The organism is Cytobacillus mangrovibacter (assembly GCF_042865275.1).
Classification (GTDB): domain Bacteria; phylum Bacillota; class Bacilli; order Bacillales; family Cytobacillaceae; genus Cytobacillus; species Cytobacillus mangrovibacter.
Genome location: NZ_JBIACJ010000001.1, coordinates 91,407 through 110,538, shown reverse-complemented (window position 1 = coordinate 110,538; position 19,132 = coordinate 91,407). Strand labels below are relative to the sequence as shown.

The 19,132-nt window shown below is 36.4% G+C and carries 16 protein-coding genes; 4 read left to right on the top strand and 12 right to left on the bottom strand.

Annotated elements, in window-relative coordinates; all coding sequences use genetic code 11:
• Window position 1: 1 nt before the first annotated feature.
• The 3 genes from ACFYKT_RS00565 to ACFYKT_RS00555 all read right to left on the bottom strand — a co-directional run bounded on the left by ACFYKT_RS00565 (window position 2) and on the right by ACFYKT_RS00555 (window position 2,349).
• Entirely contained in the window at window positions 2-919 is a 918-nt protein-coding gene (locus tag ACFYKT_RS00565) for a DUF1002 domain-containing protein (RefSeq protein WP_389213916.1), read from the bottom strand.
• Window positions 920-962: 43 nt separating this feature from the next.
• Window positions 963-1,538, bottom strand: a complete 576-nt coding sequence (locus ACFYKT_RS00560) for a branched-chain amino acid aminotransferase (protein WP_389213913.1) — start codon at window positions 1,536-1,538, stop codon at window positions 963-965.
• A gap of 160 nt (window positions 1,539-1,698) precedes the next feature.
• Window positions 1,699-2,349, bottom strand: coding sequence for a spore coat protein (locus ACFYKT_RS00555; RefSeq protein ID WP_389213911.1), 651 nt, complete (start codon window positions 2,347-2,349; stop codon window positions 1,699-1,701).
• A 157-nt stretch (window positions 2,350-2,506) separates the two neighbouring features.
• Here ACFYKT_RS00555 and ACFYKT_RS00550 point away from each other — a divergent pair, with 157 nt between their 5' ends.
• Entirely contained in the window at window positions 2,507-3,640 is a 1,134-nt protein-coding gene (locus ACFYKT_RS00550; protein WP_389213908.1) for a zinc-dependent alcohol dehydrogenase, read from the top strand.
• Window positions 3,641-3,907: 267 nt separating this feature from the next.
• Here ACFYKT_RS00550 and ACFYKT_RS00545 read toward each other — a convergent pair whose 3' ends face one another.
• The gene (locus ACFYKT_RS00545) at window positions 3,908-6,475 is read right to left on the bottom strand and encodes a helicase-related protein (protein ID WP_389213905.1); all 2,568 of its coding nucleotides are present in this window, start codon (window positions 6,473-6,475) and stop codon (window positions 3,908-3,910) included.
• Window positions 6,476-6,876: 401 nt separating this feature from the next.
• Here ACFYKT_RS00545 and ACFYKT_RS00540 point away from each other — a divergent pair, with 401 nt between their 5' ends.
• Window positions 6,877-7,407 (top strand): YceI family protein, encoded by a 531-nt coding sequence (locus ACFYKT_RS00540; RefSeq protein WP_389213902.1) that lies wholly within the window; start codon window positions 6,877-6,879, stop codon window positions 7,405-7,407.
• Between the two features lie 247 nt (window positions 7,408-7,654).
• Here the strand turns inward: ACFYKT_RS00540 and dacB are convergent, their stop codons facing one another.
• Complete coding sequence (gene dacB / locus ACFYKT_RS00535; protein ID WP_389213899.1) at window positions 7,655-9,151, bottom strand: D-alanyl-D-alanine carboxypeptidase/D-alanyl-D-alanine endopeptidase; 1,497 nt, start codon at window positions 9,149-9,151, stop codon at window positions 7,655-7,657.
• 138 nt (window positions 9,152-9,289) lie between these two features.
• On the opposite strand from dacB, the gene ACFYKT_RS00530 reads away from it, so the two are divergent.
• Window positions 9,290-9,547, top strand: coding sequence for a YpbS family protein (locus ACFYKT_RS00530; protein ID WP_389213896.1), 258 nt, complete (start codon window positions 9,290-9,292; stop codon window positions 9,545-9,547).
• A gap of 58 nt (window positions 9,548-9,605) precedes the next feature.
• On the opposite strand, the gene ACFYKT_RS00525 is transcribed toward ACFYKT_RS00530, so the two are convergent.
• The 5 genes from ACFYKT_RS00525 to ACFYKT_RS00505 all read right to left on the bottom strand — a co-directional run bounded on the left by ACFYKT_RS00525 (window position 9,606) and on the right by ACFYKT_RS00505 (window position 13,799).
• Entirely contained in the window at window positions 9,606-9,923 is a 318-nt protein-coding gene (locus ACFYKT_RS00525) for an MGMT family protein (RefSeq protein ID WP_389213893.1), read from the bottom strand.
• Between the two features lie 26 nt (window positions 9,924-9,949).
• The gene (locus ACFYKT_RS00520) at window positions 9,950-10,474 is read right to left on the bottom strand and encodes a mismatch-specific DNA-glycosylase (RefSeq protein ID WP_389213891.1); all 525 of its coding nucleotides are present in this window, start codon (window positions 10,472-10,474) and stop codon (window positions 9,950-9,952) included.
• Between the two features lie 116 nt (window positions 10,475-10,590).
• Window positions 10,591-10,782, bottom strand: a complete 192-nt coding sequence (locus ACFYKT_RS00515) for a YbxH family protein (protein ID WP_389213888.1) — start codon at window positions 10,780-10,782, stop codon at window positions 10,591-10,593.
• 92 nt (window positions 10,783-10,874) lie between these two features.
• The gene (locus ACFYKT_RS00510; protein WP_389213885.1) at window positions 10,875-11,312 is read right to left on the bottom strand and encodes a peptidylprolyl isomerase; all 438 of its coding nucleotides are present in this window, start codon (window positions 11,310-11,312) and stop codon (window positions 10,875-10,877) included.
• A gap of 417 nt (window positions 11,313-11,729) precedes the next feature.
• Window positions 11,730-13,799, bottom strand: a complete 2,070-nt coding sequence (locus tag ACFYKT_RS00505) for a transglycosylase domain-containing protein (protein ID WP_389213883.1) — start codon at window positions 13,797-13,799, stop codon at window positions 11,730-11,732.
• Between the two features lie 322 nt (window positions 13,800-14,121).
• Between ACFYKT_RS00505 and ACFYKT_RS00500 the strand changes: the two genes are divergently transcribed.
• Complete coding sequence (locus tag ACFYKT_RS00500; RefSeq protein WP_389213880.1) at window positions 14,122-14,295, top strand: hypothetical protein; 174 nt, start codon at window positions 14,122-14,124, stop codon at window positions 14,293-14,295.
• A 14-nt stretch (window positions 14,296-14,309) separates the two neighbouring features.
• Here the strand turns inward: ACFYKT_RS00500 and ACFYKT_RS00495 are convergent, their stop codons facing one another.
• Both ACFYKT_RS00495 and ACFYKT_RS00490 read right to left on the bottom strand, forming a co-directional pair.
• Window positions 14,310-15,572 (bottom strand): glycosyl hydrolase family 18 protein, encoded by a 1,263-nt coding sequence (locus tag ACFYKT_RS00495; RefSeq protein WP_389213878.1) that lies wholly within the window; start codon window positions 15,570-15,572, stop codon window positions 14,310-14,312.
• A 187-nt stretch (window positions 15,573-15,759) separates the two neighbouring features.
• The gene (locus ACFYKT_RS00490; RefSeq protein WP_389213875.1) at window positions 15,760-18,930 is read right to left on the bottom strand and encodes an ATP-binding cassette domain-containing protein; all 3,171 of its coding nucleotides are present in this window, start codon (window positions 18,928-18,930) and stop codon (window positions 15,760-15,762) included.
• Between the last annotated feature and the right edge of the window lie 202 nt (window positions 18,931-19,132).

Below are 19,132 nucleotides of genomic sequence, written 5' to 3'. Positions count from 1 at the left end.
TTTAAGAAAAAAGTCCTTTTATACTTTCAATTAAATTCTTGAAGAAATCGGATATGGCTTGCAGAAATCCTTTATCGCCAACGGCTTCCTCAATGCGGTTTTGAATTTCTTTCGAGATATCTTCTAGCTGTGTTTTGACATTGTCAAAATTAATATTTAAACTACGCATTTTTTCAAATAGATCGATTAATAATTGTCGATCTTCCGGGCTTAATTTTATCTCAAGTGTCTTTAATTGATCATTGATGATTTGTTTAATTTCCTCTTTTGTAGCTGGATTTTGGTCTGCTATTTCTTTCTTGATTTCTGTTAGAAGCTCAGTGACTTTATCTTTGTCCAGCCCTTCTTGCTGTGCTAATCTACTGGCAAGACTTAATTCTTCATTAGCAACTTCTGTATGATCTTTATTTAATTCAGTTCCTTCGCCCTCATCATAGGCTTTGTAAATACCAACTAAAGCAGAATGTCCACTTACTGGCACTGGGGAAGCAACATCGACGACTGCATCTTGAATTCCCGCAGTTAAAAGGGCATTCGCATACATTTCATCTGAAACCTCTGTAATATTATCCGGCGTGACTTGGTTAATGTAAAGCCCTGCTCCTGCTTCTTTACGAGTAATTTTCGCAGAGGAATACATGTTGGAGTGCTTATTACCTTTAATATAAAGTTCAAGATCGTCACCTGTGACGGTTATTTCTGTTACCATATTCGGGTCTTTCACACCAAGTAATTTGCGAACCTCTTCTTTCTGTGCAGGAGACAATGCTGAACCATAAACAACGACAGGTAAGCCAAACTTCTCGTTAATGCTTTCTACATTGTTATCCCCGTTTGAAGCCAATGCATTTGATGTCAAACCCATGGCTAGGAAAAAGAAGGCTGCAATAATGATCCACTTCATGCTATTTTTTAACATTCACGTCCAGCTCCAATCCTCTAAATGTATAAATCCAACTAACTTACTGCTCCTCCACACTTTCAATCAGTTTAAATAGGAAGCTGTAGACAAGGTTTAATGCTTCATTGATTGTCAGATTTTCTTTAAAGCCATTGATATGATTTAAGGCCAAATTGAAATCCCATAAACCATCGCCCTGATTAAATAGTATACTTACTTTCTTGTCGCCCATTAATTCTTGTTCTACATACGCTTTTATTGCCTTTTCAAACTTCTTTTGAAGCTTTAAGCCAAGCATTACTTCATATGTTCCAAAAACATCATCCACTTCTAAACAAATAGATTCTGTATGGATCATTTGAAACCAGTCAGATTCTATATAAATAAATTCATTAATATTCCTTTTCAGATAATCAATAGGCTGATTTAAAAAATTGGCGGCTTCTTCTCCAATAGATTCTTCCGTTTCTTTATCACCGCGTTCAATATAAGCATTACTAAATCGCAACTCAGGACTTTTCTCTGTAACGATACGGCTTTCATCTAGAAGCTGGTGTTTCTTTGCATATTCAATTTCTTCTTTAAATGACTCTGCTATTTCATCGGCAAAATATGCCTTTACTTTCGTTTTTAACATTCTTACACTCCCTTTAAAAATCGATGCTTTTATCATAAATGATTGCTTTTCCTATATATTTTGCTTGTTTTCCTCAAAAATAGCAACTTTTAACACAGATTAGTCCTATAAAAAAAGCGATTCCTTAGTGTGTAAGGAATCACTTTTTTTGTATCCATAGTTAGTGTGAAGTATTGTTTAGATTTTGCATTTGTCCATTTATTGGGGCTGCTGGTGCATAAGCATTAAGAATCTGCTGCATGTCTTGACCCGCAAGCTGAGGAACCTGGTAGTAATGATGCTTGTTTTGATATACAGATAATTCATAGGCCATTTCAATACAATTTGGAATGGAATCAGCAATAACTCTTCTAACGACTGGGTTCGTTACTTCAAGTGCCGCCATTGCTTTTGATCCAGCTCCAGCCTTCACTGAACCTAGCATATAGCCAGAGATATTCGCATCTGTAAGCTCTGAAGCAGACTGAATTGGTTTTTTCGGCTGGGATGGCTTTAACCCATAAACAAAATCATTTCCTTGTGTCATATTATAGTCTTGCATTCGAACGGCTGGATTCTGTCCTGTTTTAAAACAGTCGACTAAGGTATTGTATTCCATTCGCATATATTGAGATTGGCGGTCAAGAATGGCTAATAGCTCGGGATCCTTTACATGGGGACGCAAGATTGTATATAAGTCCATTGTTCCAATGGCACCCGATAAGACTTCGTGAACATCAAATAATTCATGTCCCCCATGATTTTGCTGTTGATTGACTAAGCCTGTATGCATATTTTCATGCATTGGTCCTTGCTGGTTTTGGAATTGCATTAAGATTCCTCCTCATGATCAAAAAATCTATGTTATTTTGTGACGGAAACAATTAATTATTCATCCCTTCCAACTTTTTAGACATTGGGTAATGCACTCTTTTTGGAGAATACTAATAGGAGGTAAATCTATTTGATACTTGAATGGAGAGATGGAAATGAGGGCTGTAGCCTATCATGGTCCCAAAAAGGTTATTATTGATAAAGTTGAACATCCAAGGATTGAAAAGAATGACGATATTATTGTGAAGATCACATCTACTGCAATTTGCGGCTCAGATCTGCATTTATATCAGGGGAATATCCCCTTGCCTCATGGCTACATCATTGGTCATGAACCGATGGGAATTGTTGAAGAGGTTGGACCTGAAGTAACGAAGGTGAAAAAAGGAGATCGTGTTGTTATTCCATTTAATGTATCATGCGGTCATTGTCAATATTGTGAGCAGGATTTAACGAGTCAATGTGATAACTCCAATCCACACTATGATTCAGGGGGCTATTTCGGATATTCGGAGAAATTCGGTAATTATCCTGGTGGACAGGCTGAATATTTAAGAGTCCCTTTTGGGAACTTCACTCCCTTTCTCGTTCCTGAATCATGTGAATTAGAAGATGAGTCATTACTCTTCTTATCAGATGTTCTTCCAACCGCTTACTGGAGTGTGCTCCATGCGGGCGTGAAGAAGGGAGATACGGTCATCATTCTTGGTTGCGGACCTGTTGGCTTGATGGCGCAAAAGTTTGCATGGATGCAGGGAGCCAAACGTGTAATTGCCATTGATTACTTAGATTATCGTCTCCAGCATGCGAAAAGAACGAATCAAGTAGAGGTCTATGAATTTACGAAATATCCTGATATGGGTGAACATTTAAAGGAGATTACTCATGGAGGTGCAGACATTGTCATTGATTGTGTTGGGATGGACGGCAAGAAATCACCAATTGAATTTCTCGAACAAAAATTGAAACTTCAAGGCGGTACACTTGGACCAATTCAAATTGCAACCAAAGCCGTAAAAAAAGCAGGTACTGTTCAAATATCTGGCGTGTATGGAGGAAATTATAACCTATTTCCATTGGGAGCCTTTTTCGTCAGAAATATAACGTTAAAAATGGGGCAAGCACCAGTTATTCCCTTTATGCCAAAGCTATATGGGCTGATAGAGAAAAAGGCATTCGATCCAACAGATATTATTACACACAAACTCTCCCTAGATGAGGCAAGTCATGGCTATCACATCTTCAATGAACATGAAGATGAATGTATTAAAGTAGTATTAAAACCATAAGCTAAGTGATTTCAAATTAATCTTAGCAGCAATAGCTTATTGGGTATAATTCTAGTGGAAATTCGTTAACTAGGGTAGCCAATCGGGTTGATTGAGTACAGTTCCAGAGAAAGCTTATCAAGTTGGGTAGCCAATAGCCCTGGTTGAGTACTGGTTCAAAGAAAACTTATTAAGTTGGGTAGCCAATAACCCTAATTGTGTACTGGTTCAAAGGAAATTCATCAACTATGGTAGCCAATAAGATTTAAATTGGCTACCATTTTAGTTTTATTCCCAGTATCTTCTTCTGGATTGGTTCGTATGGCAGTCATCACATATTTGGAATTCATGCTCCCATGGGAGTTTTTTTCCACAACGACGGCACTTCTTTGCCATATTCTTTACATCCGTCTTCAAACGTTCATGCACATGGTCGCTAATCTCCTCCCTCAGCCGCTCCCAGTAAAGCGCTTCAATCCGTTGATCAAGTCGGTATAAAAATAAGAGATGGAGTCCAATTGCTTTATAGGAAAGCTCCAATTCCTCAAGATTTCGTTTTTTAATCCTTGGCTCAGGAAGTTCGGAATGATTTAAGATCGCATACATTGTTTGTTCCCATTGCCAGACTAAATCCGGTTCTTTTTTGGAAAAAGGAAGGTGCAAAAATCCATAAAGATCTGTAATAGAAAGCCTAGCTTCAATTTCTGTTCCTCTTATTCGCTCATAAAGGTCTTTTTCCTCAAAAAGAGAAGCTTTCTTTGTCCCATTCGGACTTTCAAATTTCTCCCATAGCTCGAAAAAAGTTCCGAGATCACGGTAGTATTTTTGAAAACGCTCAAAGATTGCATTTGTTGGAGCAACAGCAAATGTTTGAACGGGCTGATCCTCTGAAAATAATAGTCTTTTCATTGTAGGAATATCTGAAATAAAAGCAACTTTCCCAACATCGTAGATTCCCTTCCGTCCTGCTCGCCCGGCAATTTGCTTAACCTCTTGTGAAGTGAGCAGCCTCCTTCTCGTACCATCAAATTTCTCATTTTCTAGAAAAACAATTCGGCGAATCGGAAGGTTTAGGCCCATACCAATTGCATCGGTAGATACGATCACAGATGTTTCTCCATTTATGAAGCGCTGCACTTGTTTTTTTCGCGTTTCTGGCGGCATGCTTCCGTAAATCATACTGACCGAATACTTAGCATTTTCTAGTCTGGATGCGGTTTCAAGTACACGTCTTCTCGAAAAGCAAATGAGTGCATCTCCTTTTTTCACTTGATTGATTTTGAATTCTTTCCTTTCAATCTCGAGCGGAATATCACGATTGTATTCATAAACTTCAATTTCAGCATCACCAAGCAGTTGAAGGATCATTTCTTTCGCATTCCAGCTTGCGATAATATGTACTTCATTTGCATTTGCTTTTGTAATGGCCTTATACCAAGAAAATCCACGATCCTTATCATTTAACATTTGTGCTTCATCAATAACAATACATTCATAGACATCCTTTTCATGAAACATCTCTACAGTACAGGAAATATGGGCTGCCTCATGTACAAGCTTTTCTTCTTCTCCTGTTTTTAATGAACAAGGGGTTCCTTCTGCATTCAGTTTATCGAACACTTCAAGGGCAAGTAGTCTTAACGGTGCTAAATACAACCCGCTATTTGCTGCTTTCATTCTTTCTAAGGCATGATGCGTTTTCCCTGTATTCGTTTCTCCAATATGTAAAGTGTAACGTATGTTGCGTTCAACAGCAGGTCGATATTCTTGTCCAAAAATATCGTCAAGCATCCGCTTTTCTTCTTCTTTTTGGCGTTCAATTTCCGCCAGTTCTTCTTCTCTTTTTCGTTCCCGATCAGCGATCGCTTCCTCGTACAGCTCTAAATGCTTTTTTTGTTCAAAAGGAATATGTTCAAGCTTGAGTAAGTCAGCAATATATTCATCCTGAATGATTTCAATTAATTCATTCGCAAGTGGTTCGAAGGAATATTCAAGAATACTTGCAGTCATGGGTGTTGTAATTGAATCGGAAAAAATTCTATTATATTTATTTAAGAACTCTTTAGGCAGTTGTTCTACTACCATTTTGGGTAGAAAATCAGCTAAATATTCAGCATAAAGCCTTTCGTATCGATCAAAATAGGACTCATATTCAAAATAGGCTCGCCCTTTATGCTTTGTTTTATGGATATCACCAGTAAGTTCGTAAAAGAAACTTGAAACAGTTGAATAAGCATCTGCATCAAACGCTCCTACCACAATAAGCTTTTCTTCAAGCGCAAATGGGTCTACTGGTGCAAACTTTTGCTTATTTTTAAAATCAGAAGCTAACTGCTTAGCAGTAAAATGTCTGATAGATAAATATAAAAGCTCATCATTTTTTTCAATGATCTCCTCAGTGTGTTCTTCTATTTCCTCTTGCATTCTATACATTTCTATTCTGAGACGAGTCTGTTCCTCTCTTTGCAGGTGATCTGCACGAGCTTTCTCATATTGATTAGACCAGCTCTCATTTTCATTTTGAAATTTTTCGATAATCCAACTGTATGCATCGAAAGGTTTAAATGCACGTACTTCAGTGCGAAATAAAGAATTTAACTCTTTTCGACTAATTGCTTCTGTTTCGAACCCTTTTTCTTTTAAATAATCTATTTTCTCTTGCTTTGAAATATTGTTCGTTGCTTTATTTAGCCACACATTGACCCAAATTTGTTCAATATATTGGTATCTGTCAGTTAAGTATTCCTTGAACGAAGGCATAGTTGCTCTACTGCCGAGATAATGGTTCATATCCTCGATCATTTTTGTCTTCGTATTCTCTTTCGCATTTCGATAGGCCATTTCCATTTGCTTCATAATCATTGTAGCTCCTTCGGCATCTAGTTGTTACCCCTTATTGTATCATTTGATTGATTGAAACATGAGTCATGATAAAAAACAAATTTTACTTAGTTTGTAGAGGTTGATTTGCGCTCCAGGTTGCTCGCTTTCCGCGGGGTGGGCGCTGAGCCTCCTCGGAGCATAGCTCCTGTGGGGTCTCAGCTGTCCCACTACTCCCGCTGGAGTCTCGCACCTTCCGCTCCAATCAACCAACCTTTTTTGTAAACAGTTTTCATGCTACGACTTATTTAAAAATAGCTGACTTTTAAAAAAAGAGTATTGACAAATGAGCTTACCATTTCTTATAATTTATCTAGAATTAAATTATCTTGAATTCAAATTAAATGAATTCGAACAAAATGGAGGAGAAATTTAAAATGACAAATACAAAATGGACAATTGATCCAGTACACAGCAGCGTGGATTTTTCAATCAAACATATGATGATCGCAAACGTGAAAGGGACTTTCAATAATTTCAATGCGGTAATTGAAGCAGATCCAGCAGACTTAACTACTGCAAATATTGAATTTACAGTTGATTTAGCAAGTATTGATACACGTAATGCAGATCGTGACAACCATCTTCGTTCTGGTGATTTCTTTGATGTGGAAAATCACCCATCCATGACTTTCAAGGCAACGAAAATTGTGAGCAACGGCGATAATGAGTATGATTTAACTGGAGATATGACTCTTCATGGAGTGACAAAGTCAGAAACTTTTGCGGTTACTTATGAAGGTTCAGGCAAAGATCCATGGGGAAATGAAAAAGTAGGCTTTACGGTTGAAGGTTCTCTTAAACGCAGTGATTATGGCTTAACATGGAACTCTGCGCTTGAAACTGGCGGCGTTTTAGTTGGGGATAAAGTGAAAATCAGTTTGGATGTTCAAGCGGCAAAGGCTTAATTGATGAGTCAATCAGAAGGCTTCAAGGTATCGATATCCTTGGAGCCTTCTGTATCCTTATGAATCCGAAAATGGATAATTTAGTAAAATCCAGTCACTAAAGTGAAGATTAGTGACCGTTTTTTCCAATATAAGTAATTGTTGGTCGCTAAAAATATTTTTAGTGACCTTAATTTCCATATTTAGTATTTTTAAATCACCAAAGATATAATTAGTGCTCGATATTACCATATTTTGTACTATCAGGTTACCAATCTAATTCATTTTTATGCTCTGCTAAGATGACAGCTATTTTATCCTCAATCAATTTCCCTTTCGAATGATCTAATAAATTGTTTAAGATGATTGAAAAGATAAGCCTCTCCCCGCTACGTGTATCTACATAACCAGATAGTGAACTAACCGAAGCAATCGTCCCCGTTTTTGCTTTCACCTGCCACTGTGCTGGAGAGTTTAACATTCGATTTCTAAGAGTTCCCCCTATCATTCGTTCAGGTGCCCCACTAACTGGCAATGAGTGTAAAAAGTGATCAAACCATGCTTCCTTTTGAATAGAAAATAGAAGACTAGTTAGCTCATTTGGTGGAACTAGGTTTATATGGGAGATGCCAGAACCATCTCTCAATTCGATTGTATCCGTCTGGACACCAAATTTAGCTAATTCAGATTCTAACACTTCCAGTCCCTTTTCCCAGCTTCCTTCCCCTTTAACGATCCTACCCATTTCTTTAACTAATATTTCTCCATGTACATTATTACTTAATTTCATAAAAGGAATGAGCAATTCGGATAAAGGCTGTGACTGATAGCTTTTCAAAATTTGCGCATTTATTGGTGTTGCGGCAGATTTCAAACTTCCATTTATTTGAATCCCATTCTCTTCTAATGATTGTTTGAATAACTCTAGTGTATAGAGAGTAGGCTCCCAGACAGCTATCCATTCTCTCGTACTTCTAACATTTTTGGGGATCGTGCCTTCAACAAAAATTGTATTTGTACCATGCATTCGTTCAATAGTTATTTCTTTTTTTCCATTTGATTCGACAGTAGTCGCATGATTAATCAGTTCAACATACTTAGTGGCAGGCTGAAGAATTATGGATGGCTCCTCCCCTACAACAGCACTGGGGCTCACTTTAACAATTACTGTCCCTGCATCATAATCCTCGTCTGGTGAGGCAGTTAATGCAGAAATTTGTGCTCCATAATAATAAGTTTCGTCACTCCAATTCTTATCTCTTGAATAACGTACCTCATCATACCAAGTGTCATCCCCTATGAGATCACCTTTAATTTCACTGATACCGATACTTTTAAGATCTTTTGCCATTTGGTCAAAATCTGATTTTAAAAGAGTAGGGTCTCCCTTTCCTTTTATAAACAGATTGCCGTTTAGTATTTTCTTTTTTACCTTTCCATCGGTAAGTAAATCAGTTGAAAAGGTGTAATCTGGCCCTAAAACAGATAGGGCTGCCGCAGCTGTAAATAGCTTTAGATTGGAAGCAGGCTTTAAACGAATGTCCCCCATTCGTGAGTATAGTATTTCCCCTGTTGCTGCTTTTCGAATGCTTATGCCAGCTAGGGCTCCTTTTAAATCTGGTTCGCTACCGAGTAGCTGATTCAATTGTTGCTCTAGCCCGATCTTTTCCTCTGTTGCTTGTACAGATGGCCGCTCTGCATGAATAAGAGAGCAAATGGCAATCATGAACAGTATAGCAATGGATAGAATAAAGGATTTCCTCATACAAACCAGCCTTTCTAATTAATATGAAGCTTTCTAATATATATAGCCATTTTCCAAGGTGAAAATAACATTTTCCATCTTAACGATAATGAAAATAATTGGTATGATAGATTGTAAATTAAGTTAAGGAGTGAAAATATGAGTGTCCATAAAGCAATTTCCGCACATGTGAACAAACAAAATCAGATGATTACATCTTTTTTAGAGCTAGATCAAAAGCGGGAGGATTATATTGAAGAAGCGATTTCTAAATGTAAACAGGGCCAGCCATTTTCAACGGATAAAATAAATGAAGTAACGACTAGAATGAATGAGATTTCCAAGCAAGGAGTTGTTCCAGCAAGGAAATATGTGACTGCAGAAATGGTAGAGGAGTATGTACATAATATATTGTAAAGTTAGATATAAAATAACCTGAAGGTACTGAATATAAAGTACTCTTCAGGTTATTTTTTTACTGATCCACATCAATAGAAACTTGAAATCTTGAAAGATCAATCCTTCCATTACTCAAAAATTCGACTCCTTCACTTTCTAGAGAAAGTTTTTGGATAGAGTAATGTTCATCTTCCTTTAAACCAATTTCCCCTTTGATGTTGACAACCCGATGCCAAGGCAGATGATGTTTTTTACTCATAGAGTGCAGAATTCTGACTACCTGTCTGGCCCCTCTTGGACTTCCTGCAAGTTTGGCAATCTGTCCATAGGTCATAACTTTCCCTGCTGGAATCCTTTTAATAACGGCTATTGCATTTTCTGTAAATGTCTCCAATTGTCTGGCTCCTCTTCCCAGTTGGTTTATTTCTCCCCATTTTTTACTTCTCTTAATAGTAGGGGAATTTCTCTATAAATCGCAAGTACCTCTTCTAATTTCATTCTTACTAACCCACTTGAAGAAGGGGCAACAAAATCAATTATACCTGGAATTACTGATTCCATCTGTTTTCCCCATGGCAGTGATTTTTTGCAGCTGAATTCTTGGTATACACCTTTTCCTACATAACAAACCATTGTTGGTTTGTAAAAGCTGATTTTCTTTTTCAGCTCTTCTCTGCCTTTTTGGTATTCCTCTTTTGTGATTTCGTCTGCTGCCTTTGTAGGTCTAGAAACAATATTTGTTAATCCATAGCCAAGCTCTAGTAATCTATAGTCTTCTTTCGCATCAAATTTCTCTGGTGTTAATCCTGATTCATAGAGAATCTTCCAAAAGCGATTATGCGGATTGGCAAAATGATGGCCGGTTTCTGCAGATCGAATACTTGGATTAAAGCCAACAAATATAAGGTCAAGGTTTTCACTTAAATGGTCACTAATGGGGTTCAAAAAAGACACCCTTTCTTTTCCTATTCTTATTATGGAGGATACAAAAAAAGCAGGACCATGTCCAGTCATTTAATGAAAAAGAGCCTAAGATAATAGGCTCCAAAAGACGACAGAATTTATATCCCATGTTGAAAACAATAATGGTTAACGAGCTCTTCAATTTGATTATGCTCAGGAAACTCACCAGAAAAATCAAAATGAACCTCTTCAATAAATTCACCATTTTTAGTTACATGTATTGCTCCATTCTTACTTACAACACTGAATTCTGGCTCAAACCGGTAGCCGTTTCTTTCAATTGCTCCCATAATAGACTCCTTTTTTCATTAGTATGGGATCTTTTTGCTAAAAAACTCATGAAAATAGAAAAAGAGCCAAAATAGGCTCTTTCTTTCAAGAATTATGCTTCTGTAACTTCAACCTTTTCCATTACATCTCCATTTGTCATGGATTTCACGGTATCGATTCCTGAAGTTACTTTACCAAATACTGTATGAACTCCATTTAAATGTGGCTGTGGCTCATGTACGATAAAGAATTGGCTTCCGCCCGTATTTCTTCCAGCATGTGCCATTGATAATGAACCTACTTCATGCTTATGAGGATTACCTTCTGTTTCACAATTAATTGTATAGCCAGGTCCGCCTGTTCCTGTTCCGTTAGGGCAGCCACCTTGGCTAACAAACCCTGGAATTACACGGTGAAAAGTAAGTCCATTATAAAATCCTTCATTCACTAACTTTTCAAAGTTAGCTACTGTTCCTGGAGCAACCTCAGGATATAATTCAAATTCGATTTTCTCTCCGCCTTGCATTAATATGTATCCTTTTTTTGCCATGGATAATCATCTCCTACTATTAAGAATCAGCCTTAATAATAACATTAATTACCCTTCAATTAAAAGTAATAGCATACAAAATTGTCTTAACTAAATAGTTCCATGAAAAATATTAGTATAAATATGATTAAACTATAAAATGATACATGCAAAAATATTGTTGTTAATCCAAATTTAAAAGCATCTAGATTCCTTGTTTGTTTACTTGTTCTTGTTCGCATTATATCACCGTCCTTATTAGAATAGTAACGAATTCTAACTATTTTGACAATATTCTATTAAAAAAAGACAGGATATAATGTAAACTTAGTTCACTTTTTAAGTGTGAAGTAGGGATATCATATCAATTTTCCAGTTTTTCAATCGTAAATTCACAAGAAAATTCTAACACGGATTTTCTTGTGAACCGATTCTCTGTTAATTATTTATTATATTTTTCCATTGATCTTTTAGAAAGTCGCCAAATTGGTCAAGCTCATCAACTACATCTAAGAGCTTTTCTTTCCATTTTGGCAGTTCTTCTTTAATTTTTTCAGCCGATTCTTTTATCGTCTGCTCTACTTCTTTTTTCTCTTTTTGCTGAACTAGTTTCTCATTTACCGATTTTGTCGAGAACTCTTCTGTTTCAATATATGGAAGTGATCCCTCGATGATTTCCTTAAACAAAGGGACGACTGTTTTGGAACTGCTGCTTGATAAGTAATGTTCACGATCTGTTTTATCATAGCCTAACCAGACAGCTCCAACGATATTTGGTGTATATCCAACAAACCATTGGTCTTTCGTACCATTTATATCATTGTATGGCAACTGAGTTGTCCCTGTTTTTCCAGCAATTTGGACACCGTTCATTTTCGTTGCTTCTCCAGTACCAGATTCCACAACATTTAAAAGCATGGAGGTCATTTGCTTGGCCACTGTTTTTGATATAACTTTAACCGTTTTTTTCTTTCTTTCAGCTATGATATTGCCAGTCGGTCCGACAATCTTTGTTATGAGGTGGGCATCATGCCGTTTCCCCTTATTTGGGAAAGTGGCATAGGCTTCCGCAAGCTTCATTGGGGAAATCCCTTTATGCATTCCTCCTAAGGCAATCCCTAAATATTCATCCTCTTTTTCAAGTGGGATACCAAAACGGTTTAACGCATCAATGCCTTTATCAATACCAATCTGATCAAGCAGCCAGACAGCTGGAATATTTAAAGAATCTTCAACAGCTTTATACATTTGAACGTCCCCATTATATTGCTTTGATGCATTTTCAGGTTTGTAGTCACCGAAATTCATCGGCTCATCCTTTAAAATGGAAGTTGCTGTGTAGCCTTCTTCTAAAGCAGGTGTGTAGACGGCAAGAGGCTTCAATGTTGATCCCGGTTGTACCTTAATATGGGTAGCCCGGTTAAAACCCCGGAAGACATAATCTCCTCGGCCACCAACAAGCCCTCTTACCCCGCCGGATTGGGGATCCAACAATACAGCTCCACTTTGAACAAGAATACCTCCCTTTCCTTTCGGGAAAAGGGAATCTCTTTCATATACTTTTTCAAGATTAGATTGAAGGTTCTGATCCAATTCGGTATAGATTCGATACCCTCTAGTGAAAATTTCCTCTTGTGTTAAACCATATTGATTAATGGCTTCATCCAGGACGGCATCAACATAATAAGGATATTTTCTTTCAATGAAACTGCCATGCCCTTCATCCAACACAATCTTTTCAGCGATTGCTGCCTCATATTCGCTATCATTAATCATATTATGTTCCTTCATTTTTCCCAAAACGACATCTCTTCGCTCGATCGCACGGTCATAATGCTTAAATGGATCCCTTCCAGAAGGCGATTGTAATAAGCCTGCAAGTAATGCAGATTCACTTATTGTTAAGTCTTTAGCACTTTTATCAAAATATTTATTCGAAGCTTGATCAATGCCCCAAGCTCCACTCCCAAAATATACTTGATTCATATACATTTGCAATATTTCATCTTTTTTATAATTCTTTTCGATTTCAACAGCTAAGAAAAGTTCCTCGATTTTACGTTTATATGTTTTTTCTGATGAGAGCAAAGCATTCTTTGTTAGCTGCTGAGTGATTGTACTTCCGCCACCGGTAATTCTTCCAGCAAACAGGTTTTTGAAAAAGGCGCGTGCAATTCCCTTTACATCAAAGCCATTATGTTCGTAAAAACGTTCATCTTCAATTGCAACGATCGAATTTTTTACATAATCAGGCAATTCTTCAATAGAAACACCTTCAGAGCGGTTGGTCGCAAGATTACTAGCTATTTCCTCGCTCTTATCATAGATAACAGTTGACTGCTTTAATCCTTCCTTTAATGTTTGAACATTTGCCGTTGCTGCCATAAAGGCAAAAAAGAGGATTGTAAGTAAAATAAGCGTTAGTAAAATAAGCAGGAAAATTTTTGTTATATGTTTGTTTCTCCAGAACCTCTTAATGGATTTCCATATTAATTGAATTCTTTCCATATATTCTCCTTAATTCATGTCAATATCATAATTATACCTCTATATTAAACGATATTTCTCATAAAAAGTTTCATTTTTATTCAAAACCAATAGTTAATGTAACTACATAGCTACGTAATGTTATTCTAAAGGTGAGATTGCTTTATTTATTTACTTATGTTATATTAAATATGCGATGAGCTAATTGCGTAAGACGATTGACAACCATAATTGGAAATGCACGATGTGGCGTGCAGTCATTTCGCCGCAATGCGTAAAAAGACGCCTTTCATGGCGTCTTTTTTTATACCCTTATTTAACAATTGGAAAGCAGGGGATTGTATTGAAACGTAAAAATAAATTTGAGGCAAATGAAGTAGTTATTTTGATTTCTACTGGTGAAAAAGTCACAATAAATAAATCTAGTTATATTGCGAATATGAAAAGGTACTCTTATACCATTAAAGAGAATCCGAATATGTTTTACTTTGAAGATGAGATGAAGACTCTTCTTTAAATTCATTTTTATTATTACAGGATAATAAAGTTTTTGTCCATGTAAGCCCAATTTTGTGGGAATGGCAGGCTTAACTGCCAGTATGTTGTGCCAAGTAGACCATATTGATCAATGAGCTGATACTTTTCATGAAAACTTCGAATATCATCAAACCAGACAATATGTTCTTCTGTTCCATTCCAATACGTAAACCATGGAGTAGCAGCATGGAAATCGTAATAAATAATAGAGCCTGAAGAAAGAGCTAAATTTTGTGCACCGAGTAGTGAATAGGCTCTAGTACTGTTGTCTATTCTGCGCCAATCATATCCGTATAATGGCAATGCAATTTGTAACTTTTGAGGGTTAATTAAACCGATTGAATACCGGATTACTTCCTCCATCCACCAGATTGGGGCTACAGGATTTGGCGGTCCAGTAGGATATCCGTAATCAATTGTCATGACAGCTACAATATCAGCAACCTCTCCAATTGCTTCATAATCATATGCCCCAATGATTCGGTTAGTTGGGATATCCTCCGTTTTTGCGTGAACATTTACATGAAGAATAAGGGAGCCTAATGCCCTTTTCAATTCATAAAGAAATAGATTGAAATCCGTTCTTCTTGGCGGTGGAATAAACTCAAAATCAATGCTTACCCCCCCATATCCCTTTTGTGTAATAAATTCCATAAGGCTATTGATTAAATTTTGCCTATAAAGGGGATTCTCTAGTACTTTCCCAATGAGTTCTGGACTGAATTCCTCATTAGTGAAATTTCTGATCATCAGAAGTGGTGTCACATTTAATCTTTTGCTTTCAGCGATGATTTCAGTATCATTCAAAAGTAAATAAGCATTCCCTTCTTCTGTTAAAGAATAAGAGACTATTGCCAAATAAGTGAGATTATTAGCTATCTGATTGAGAACAGCAATAAAGGATTCTGGTGCATATGGTACAATAAAACCTAGCGTTTCCATAGATAGCTTAATAGGAGAAGGAATATTAATTTTTTGACCAATTCTTAGTTGATAAGGGTTAATGCCTGGGTTCATTGAGAAAATAAGATTGGGAGTTGTTTGGTATCTTACAGCTAGTTTCCATATTGTATCCTGACTCGAAACCAAGTAGGACCTGACAGGTAAGCTATTATCAGGAAAATAAAGGGCCAATCCAGGAATAATCATGTTCGCTTGGTCTAATCCGTTTATATTTGCAATAGATGCGATGGTCACATGATAACTTTGTGCAATCGACCACAAGGACTCCCCATTTTTGACAATATGAATCGCCATTTTTCTACACCTCTTTTTAAGGAGCTTTTTATAGTTTATGGTTGATCTTCGGACCATTAGTACAAAATAAACACGAAAAAAGCCAATTTCTCAGATAATTGAAATTGGCTTATAAAAAATAGAACAATATAAAAAACTCATTTGCCATATATAGCTGCAAATGAATTTTTTATTACTAACTGACATACTAATTATTTTGCTCAAGACATTGATAAACTGCCATCATATCTCGTTTGTTTAACTCTCGAATCCGATTGAAGATTGGAATATCTTCAACTTCCTCCGTTCGCAAGCTTACATCCACAACATCCCTTACTTTACCTGTAAGCCATGTTTGAACGTCGATGCCTTCGACAATTTCCTTAAGCCCTTCATCATTGATGCCACTTGCATGACAACTAACACAAGGAATGGTTAATTTAAACACACCATCATGCAAATTATCTTCGGATATCACTTTCTTTCCTTTACAGAATGGACATGGATGGCTTTTTTTAATTTTATTAATTTGTGTAACTAATTTTTTGTAGCCAAATGCTTCATATACATATGTTAGCTTTTTGTATTTTCCATTTGTGAAATATTTATCTATGATCGTTTCCCTTGTTTCATAGACATTTGGGAAATCGCAGATAGTCACTTGGTTATTGTTGCTTATGGGTTCGATATTCTCTTTAACTGTGTCCCAGAATGGTAAGGCATTTTGTAAAACAATTTCATAACCTGTAAAGCTTGCTTGTTCTATTTCAAACATTTTCAATGCGACTTGTGTTTTTCTTGGCAGTAAAGAGACATCTTCAGTCAATATCATCCCACCGCCTACAATCTCTTTCAGTTTGACGAGTGCAGGTATATCACCTGCAATTTCCAATACTTTGTCAATCGGCTGATTGATAATTTCACGAATGTCTGTATCTCCAAATTTAAGCGGTTTATCGTGTTTTAAAACCGTGCCCTCACAAATTGGACATAGAATCATTTCTTTTGAAGCTTTCATATGCTCTTTAATAATTGATTTTGAAATGACAATATAGCCGCCAATGATAGTATTAAATCCTACCCATGTTCTACGTGCCTTGCCTTTCTTATCATAAAATGACTTTTCAAAATACCCATACCAAAATGTGTGCTTTTCTTCATCTGACATCTCATTATAGCTTTTCATTAGATCAAACCTGAGCTCATTTTTAATTTCTTCAAATAGAAATTCTATTTTGGGTATTTGATAAAACTTCAATACTTCCATTATTTCTGGATAGAATAAACCGTTCGAGAATGAAAGGTTTTTGTCTTGCATCACCAAATCTTTATCAAATATTTCAATCTTAAGACGTCCAGAGCATGATGGGCAATGATTGGCCTGTGAATAGAAATCAAAGCTTCTCGTATCTTTATTTGTCGGATGTGAAGCAATAATATGGTTAATCACGCCACCTAATTCATAAAGAAAACTATATTGGCTATACAAATGTCTTTCAAGATCAATGGCGATGACAGGTGCAATTTTATTAGAATCGTATTCACCATAAATCAACCGGGCCATGGATGATAAACTTTTTAAAATACCGCCTTTATAGACATTTTCTGCGTTTTTAAAATAGGCAATATGATTTTCTTTTAAATACGTAATGCCCTTTTGTGAATTGAGTTTAGACGAAATTGGCGATGGCGGGATAATAACTTCCTTATTTTTCGTCTCATAATATTCATCATGACTAACAACATCAAGATGTGTGACAGGTTCATTCTTTCTTTGACCGAAGTCAACGATAAAATCAGAACTTTCCATCATATAGGCATTATGTTCAATCATAATAATCGAAACCGATTCATCTTTCAGAATATCTCTAATACTATCGATAAATTGATTTAAAATATTTTGTGATAAACCTTTTGAAGGCTCGTCAAAAATGAAAAGTGTATGAGGATTTCTAGTTTTTGCAAACAGTTCCGAGACTAAATGTACACATTGAAATTCACCAGTCGATAATGTTTGTGTTTTTCTTTCTAAAGTCAAATAACCTAGTCCAAGTTTGATTAAAAGGCTCAAACGTTTATAGGCGATGTCTTCATTTGGGAGTTCATCAAGAATATCTTCAATCGAGCGCTCGAAAATATCATCAATGTCATCACTATATTTTGTGAGTCTCTTTTTAATATCAAGGAAAGTCGCAACGGTTGATAGACTGGTAATCGATTGGTTACGATCTTGCCCTACCATAACTAATTTATCTTTAGGATATCGCTTCAGAAAATCTTTGGCCAAACATTCATTGACAAGTGTAGATTTACCGCATCCTGATTCTCCAGTAACAGTAACAAGTCTGTTTTTTGGAATCTGAAATTCAGCCATTTGAACATTACGGCAATATAGATCTTGAAATTGATAGTATTCTGTTGGTGCTGCCTCATTTCGTTCCCAATGGATTGGTTGTGGACGCGGTGATTCTTCAACAATTTTCCCGCCATATTTTCCGCTGCCAGGACCAAAAAACAACTGCTCATCTGTTAAATCGAGTACTGTATCAGAATGATCAATGAGCCAAATTTGATTTTTATAGCCTAATTGTTTAATCTCTTCTAAAATTTTCAATAATGTTTGGTGATCAAGACCGACTGAGATTTCATCAATAATAATTACGGTATTCTCACTTACTGCCATGAATTCTGCCAGGAACAGCCGTGTTAATTCTCCGCCTGACAATGTCCCCATGATCCGATTCAAGGTTAAGTAACCAATATTCATATTGATAATATTTTGGAGAACTTTTTGTTTCTCTTCACTAATATGTAATTCCTCTGAAAGGGAGTAAATCGTTTCAATGCTTAAATTATTGATATCAGAAATACTATGTGGTTGATTCCATATTTCTATCTTATACTCTTCTACTTCCGGATTAAAACGCTTGCCCTCACACTTTTTACATTCCACATTTTTGGTCGTACCGCGTCCTTTGCAGCCTGGACACCAGCCTAATTCATTATTAAATGAAAAGACTTCAGGCGAAAGATTAAATGCTTCAGCAAGATGCTCGCGAATCTCTGTAAATACGCCAGTATGTGTGCCAATGGTTGAGCGTGGATTAGAAGAAATGGATGATCTTCCGAGAAAAAGCACTAGAGGCATCTCTTCCATCTTGATGGCACTGAAATTTGTTTCCATAATCTCAGGAAATAAATATTGGTAATCAGCCTTTGGCAATAAGGAAACGAGACGTTTCTTGGATTCTTCACCAATTGTTTGACTAAAAGTTGTTTTACCAGATCCTGACAAACCAGCAATTCCTAACGATTGATCTTCCGGCAAAACGGTATCTAAACGTTTAATATTGTTCGCAATTAATTGATTTATTTTCATAGGAATCTCCTCTCCATTCTCTAAATTTAGTATTGCCAAGTTAGTAGAAATTCAAATGAATATGATGTGTTTTTTTCGAATGGATTAAACCCAGTAGTAAGTCTGACAAAATTCTATCCTTTCTTCCATTAAAAATGACGCTTTCCGTATTTCGAAAAAGCGCCCTATTGTTGAAGATTGGTTTATTCGTATATAACAATTA

Coding starts and splice junctions, on each gene's coding strand:
- dacB (WP_389213899.1), bottom strand. CDS start 9,151: ATGAGGAAATCCTTTATTCTATCCATTGCTATACTGTTCATGATTGCC.
- ACFYKT_RS00560 (WP_389213913.1), bottom strand. CDS start 1,538: ATGTTAAAAACGAAAGTAAAGGCATATTTTGCCGATGAAATAGCAGAG.
- ACFYKT_RS00555 (WP_389213911.1), bottom strand. CDS start 2,349: ATGCAATTCCAAAACCAGCAAGGACCAATGCATGAAAATATGCATACA.
- ACFYKT_RS00565 (WP_389213916.1), bottom strand. CDS start 919: ATGTTAAAAAATAGCATGAAGTGGATCATTATTGCAGCCTTCTTTTTC.
- ACFYKT_RS00515 (WP_389213888.1), bottom strand. CDS start 10,782: ATGGGAGCAATTGAAAGAAACGGCTACCGGTTTGAGCCAGAATTCAGT.
- ACFYKT_RS00490 (WP_389213875.1), bottom strand. CDS start 18,930: ATGAAAATAAATCAATTAATTGCGAACAATATTAAACGTTTAGATACC.
- ACFYKT_RS00540 (WP_389213902.1), top strand. CDS start 6,877: ATGACAAATACAAAATGGACAATTGATCCAGTACACAGCAGCGTGGAT.
- ACFYKT_RS00530 (WP_389213896.1), top strand. CDS start 9,290: ATGAGTGTCCATAAAGCAATTTCCGCACATGTGAACAAACAAAATCAG.
- ACFYKT_RS00510 (WP_389213885.1), bottom strand. CDS start 11,312: ATGGCAAAAAAAGGATACATATTAATGCAAGGCGGAGAGAAAATCGAA.
- ACFYKT_RS00545 (WP_389213905.1), bottom strand. CDS start 6,475: ATGAAGCAAATGGAAATGGCCTATCGAAATGCGAAAGAGAATACGAAG.
- ACFYKT_RS00495 (WP_389213878.1), bottom strand. CDS start 15,572: ATGGCGATTCATATTGTCAAAAATGGGGAGTCCTTGTGGTCGATTGCA.
- ACFYKT_RS00505 (WP_389213883.1), bottom strand. CDS start 13,799: ATGGAAAGAATTCAATTAATATGGAAATCCATTAAGAGGTTCTGGAGA.
- ACFYKT_RS00550 (WP_389213908.1), top strand. CDS start 2,507: ATGAGGGCTGTAGCCTATCATGGTCCCAAAAAGGTTATTATTGATAAA.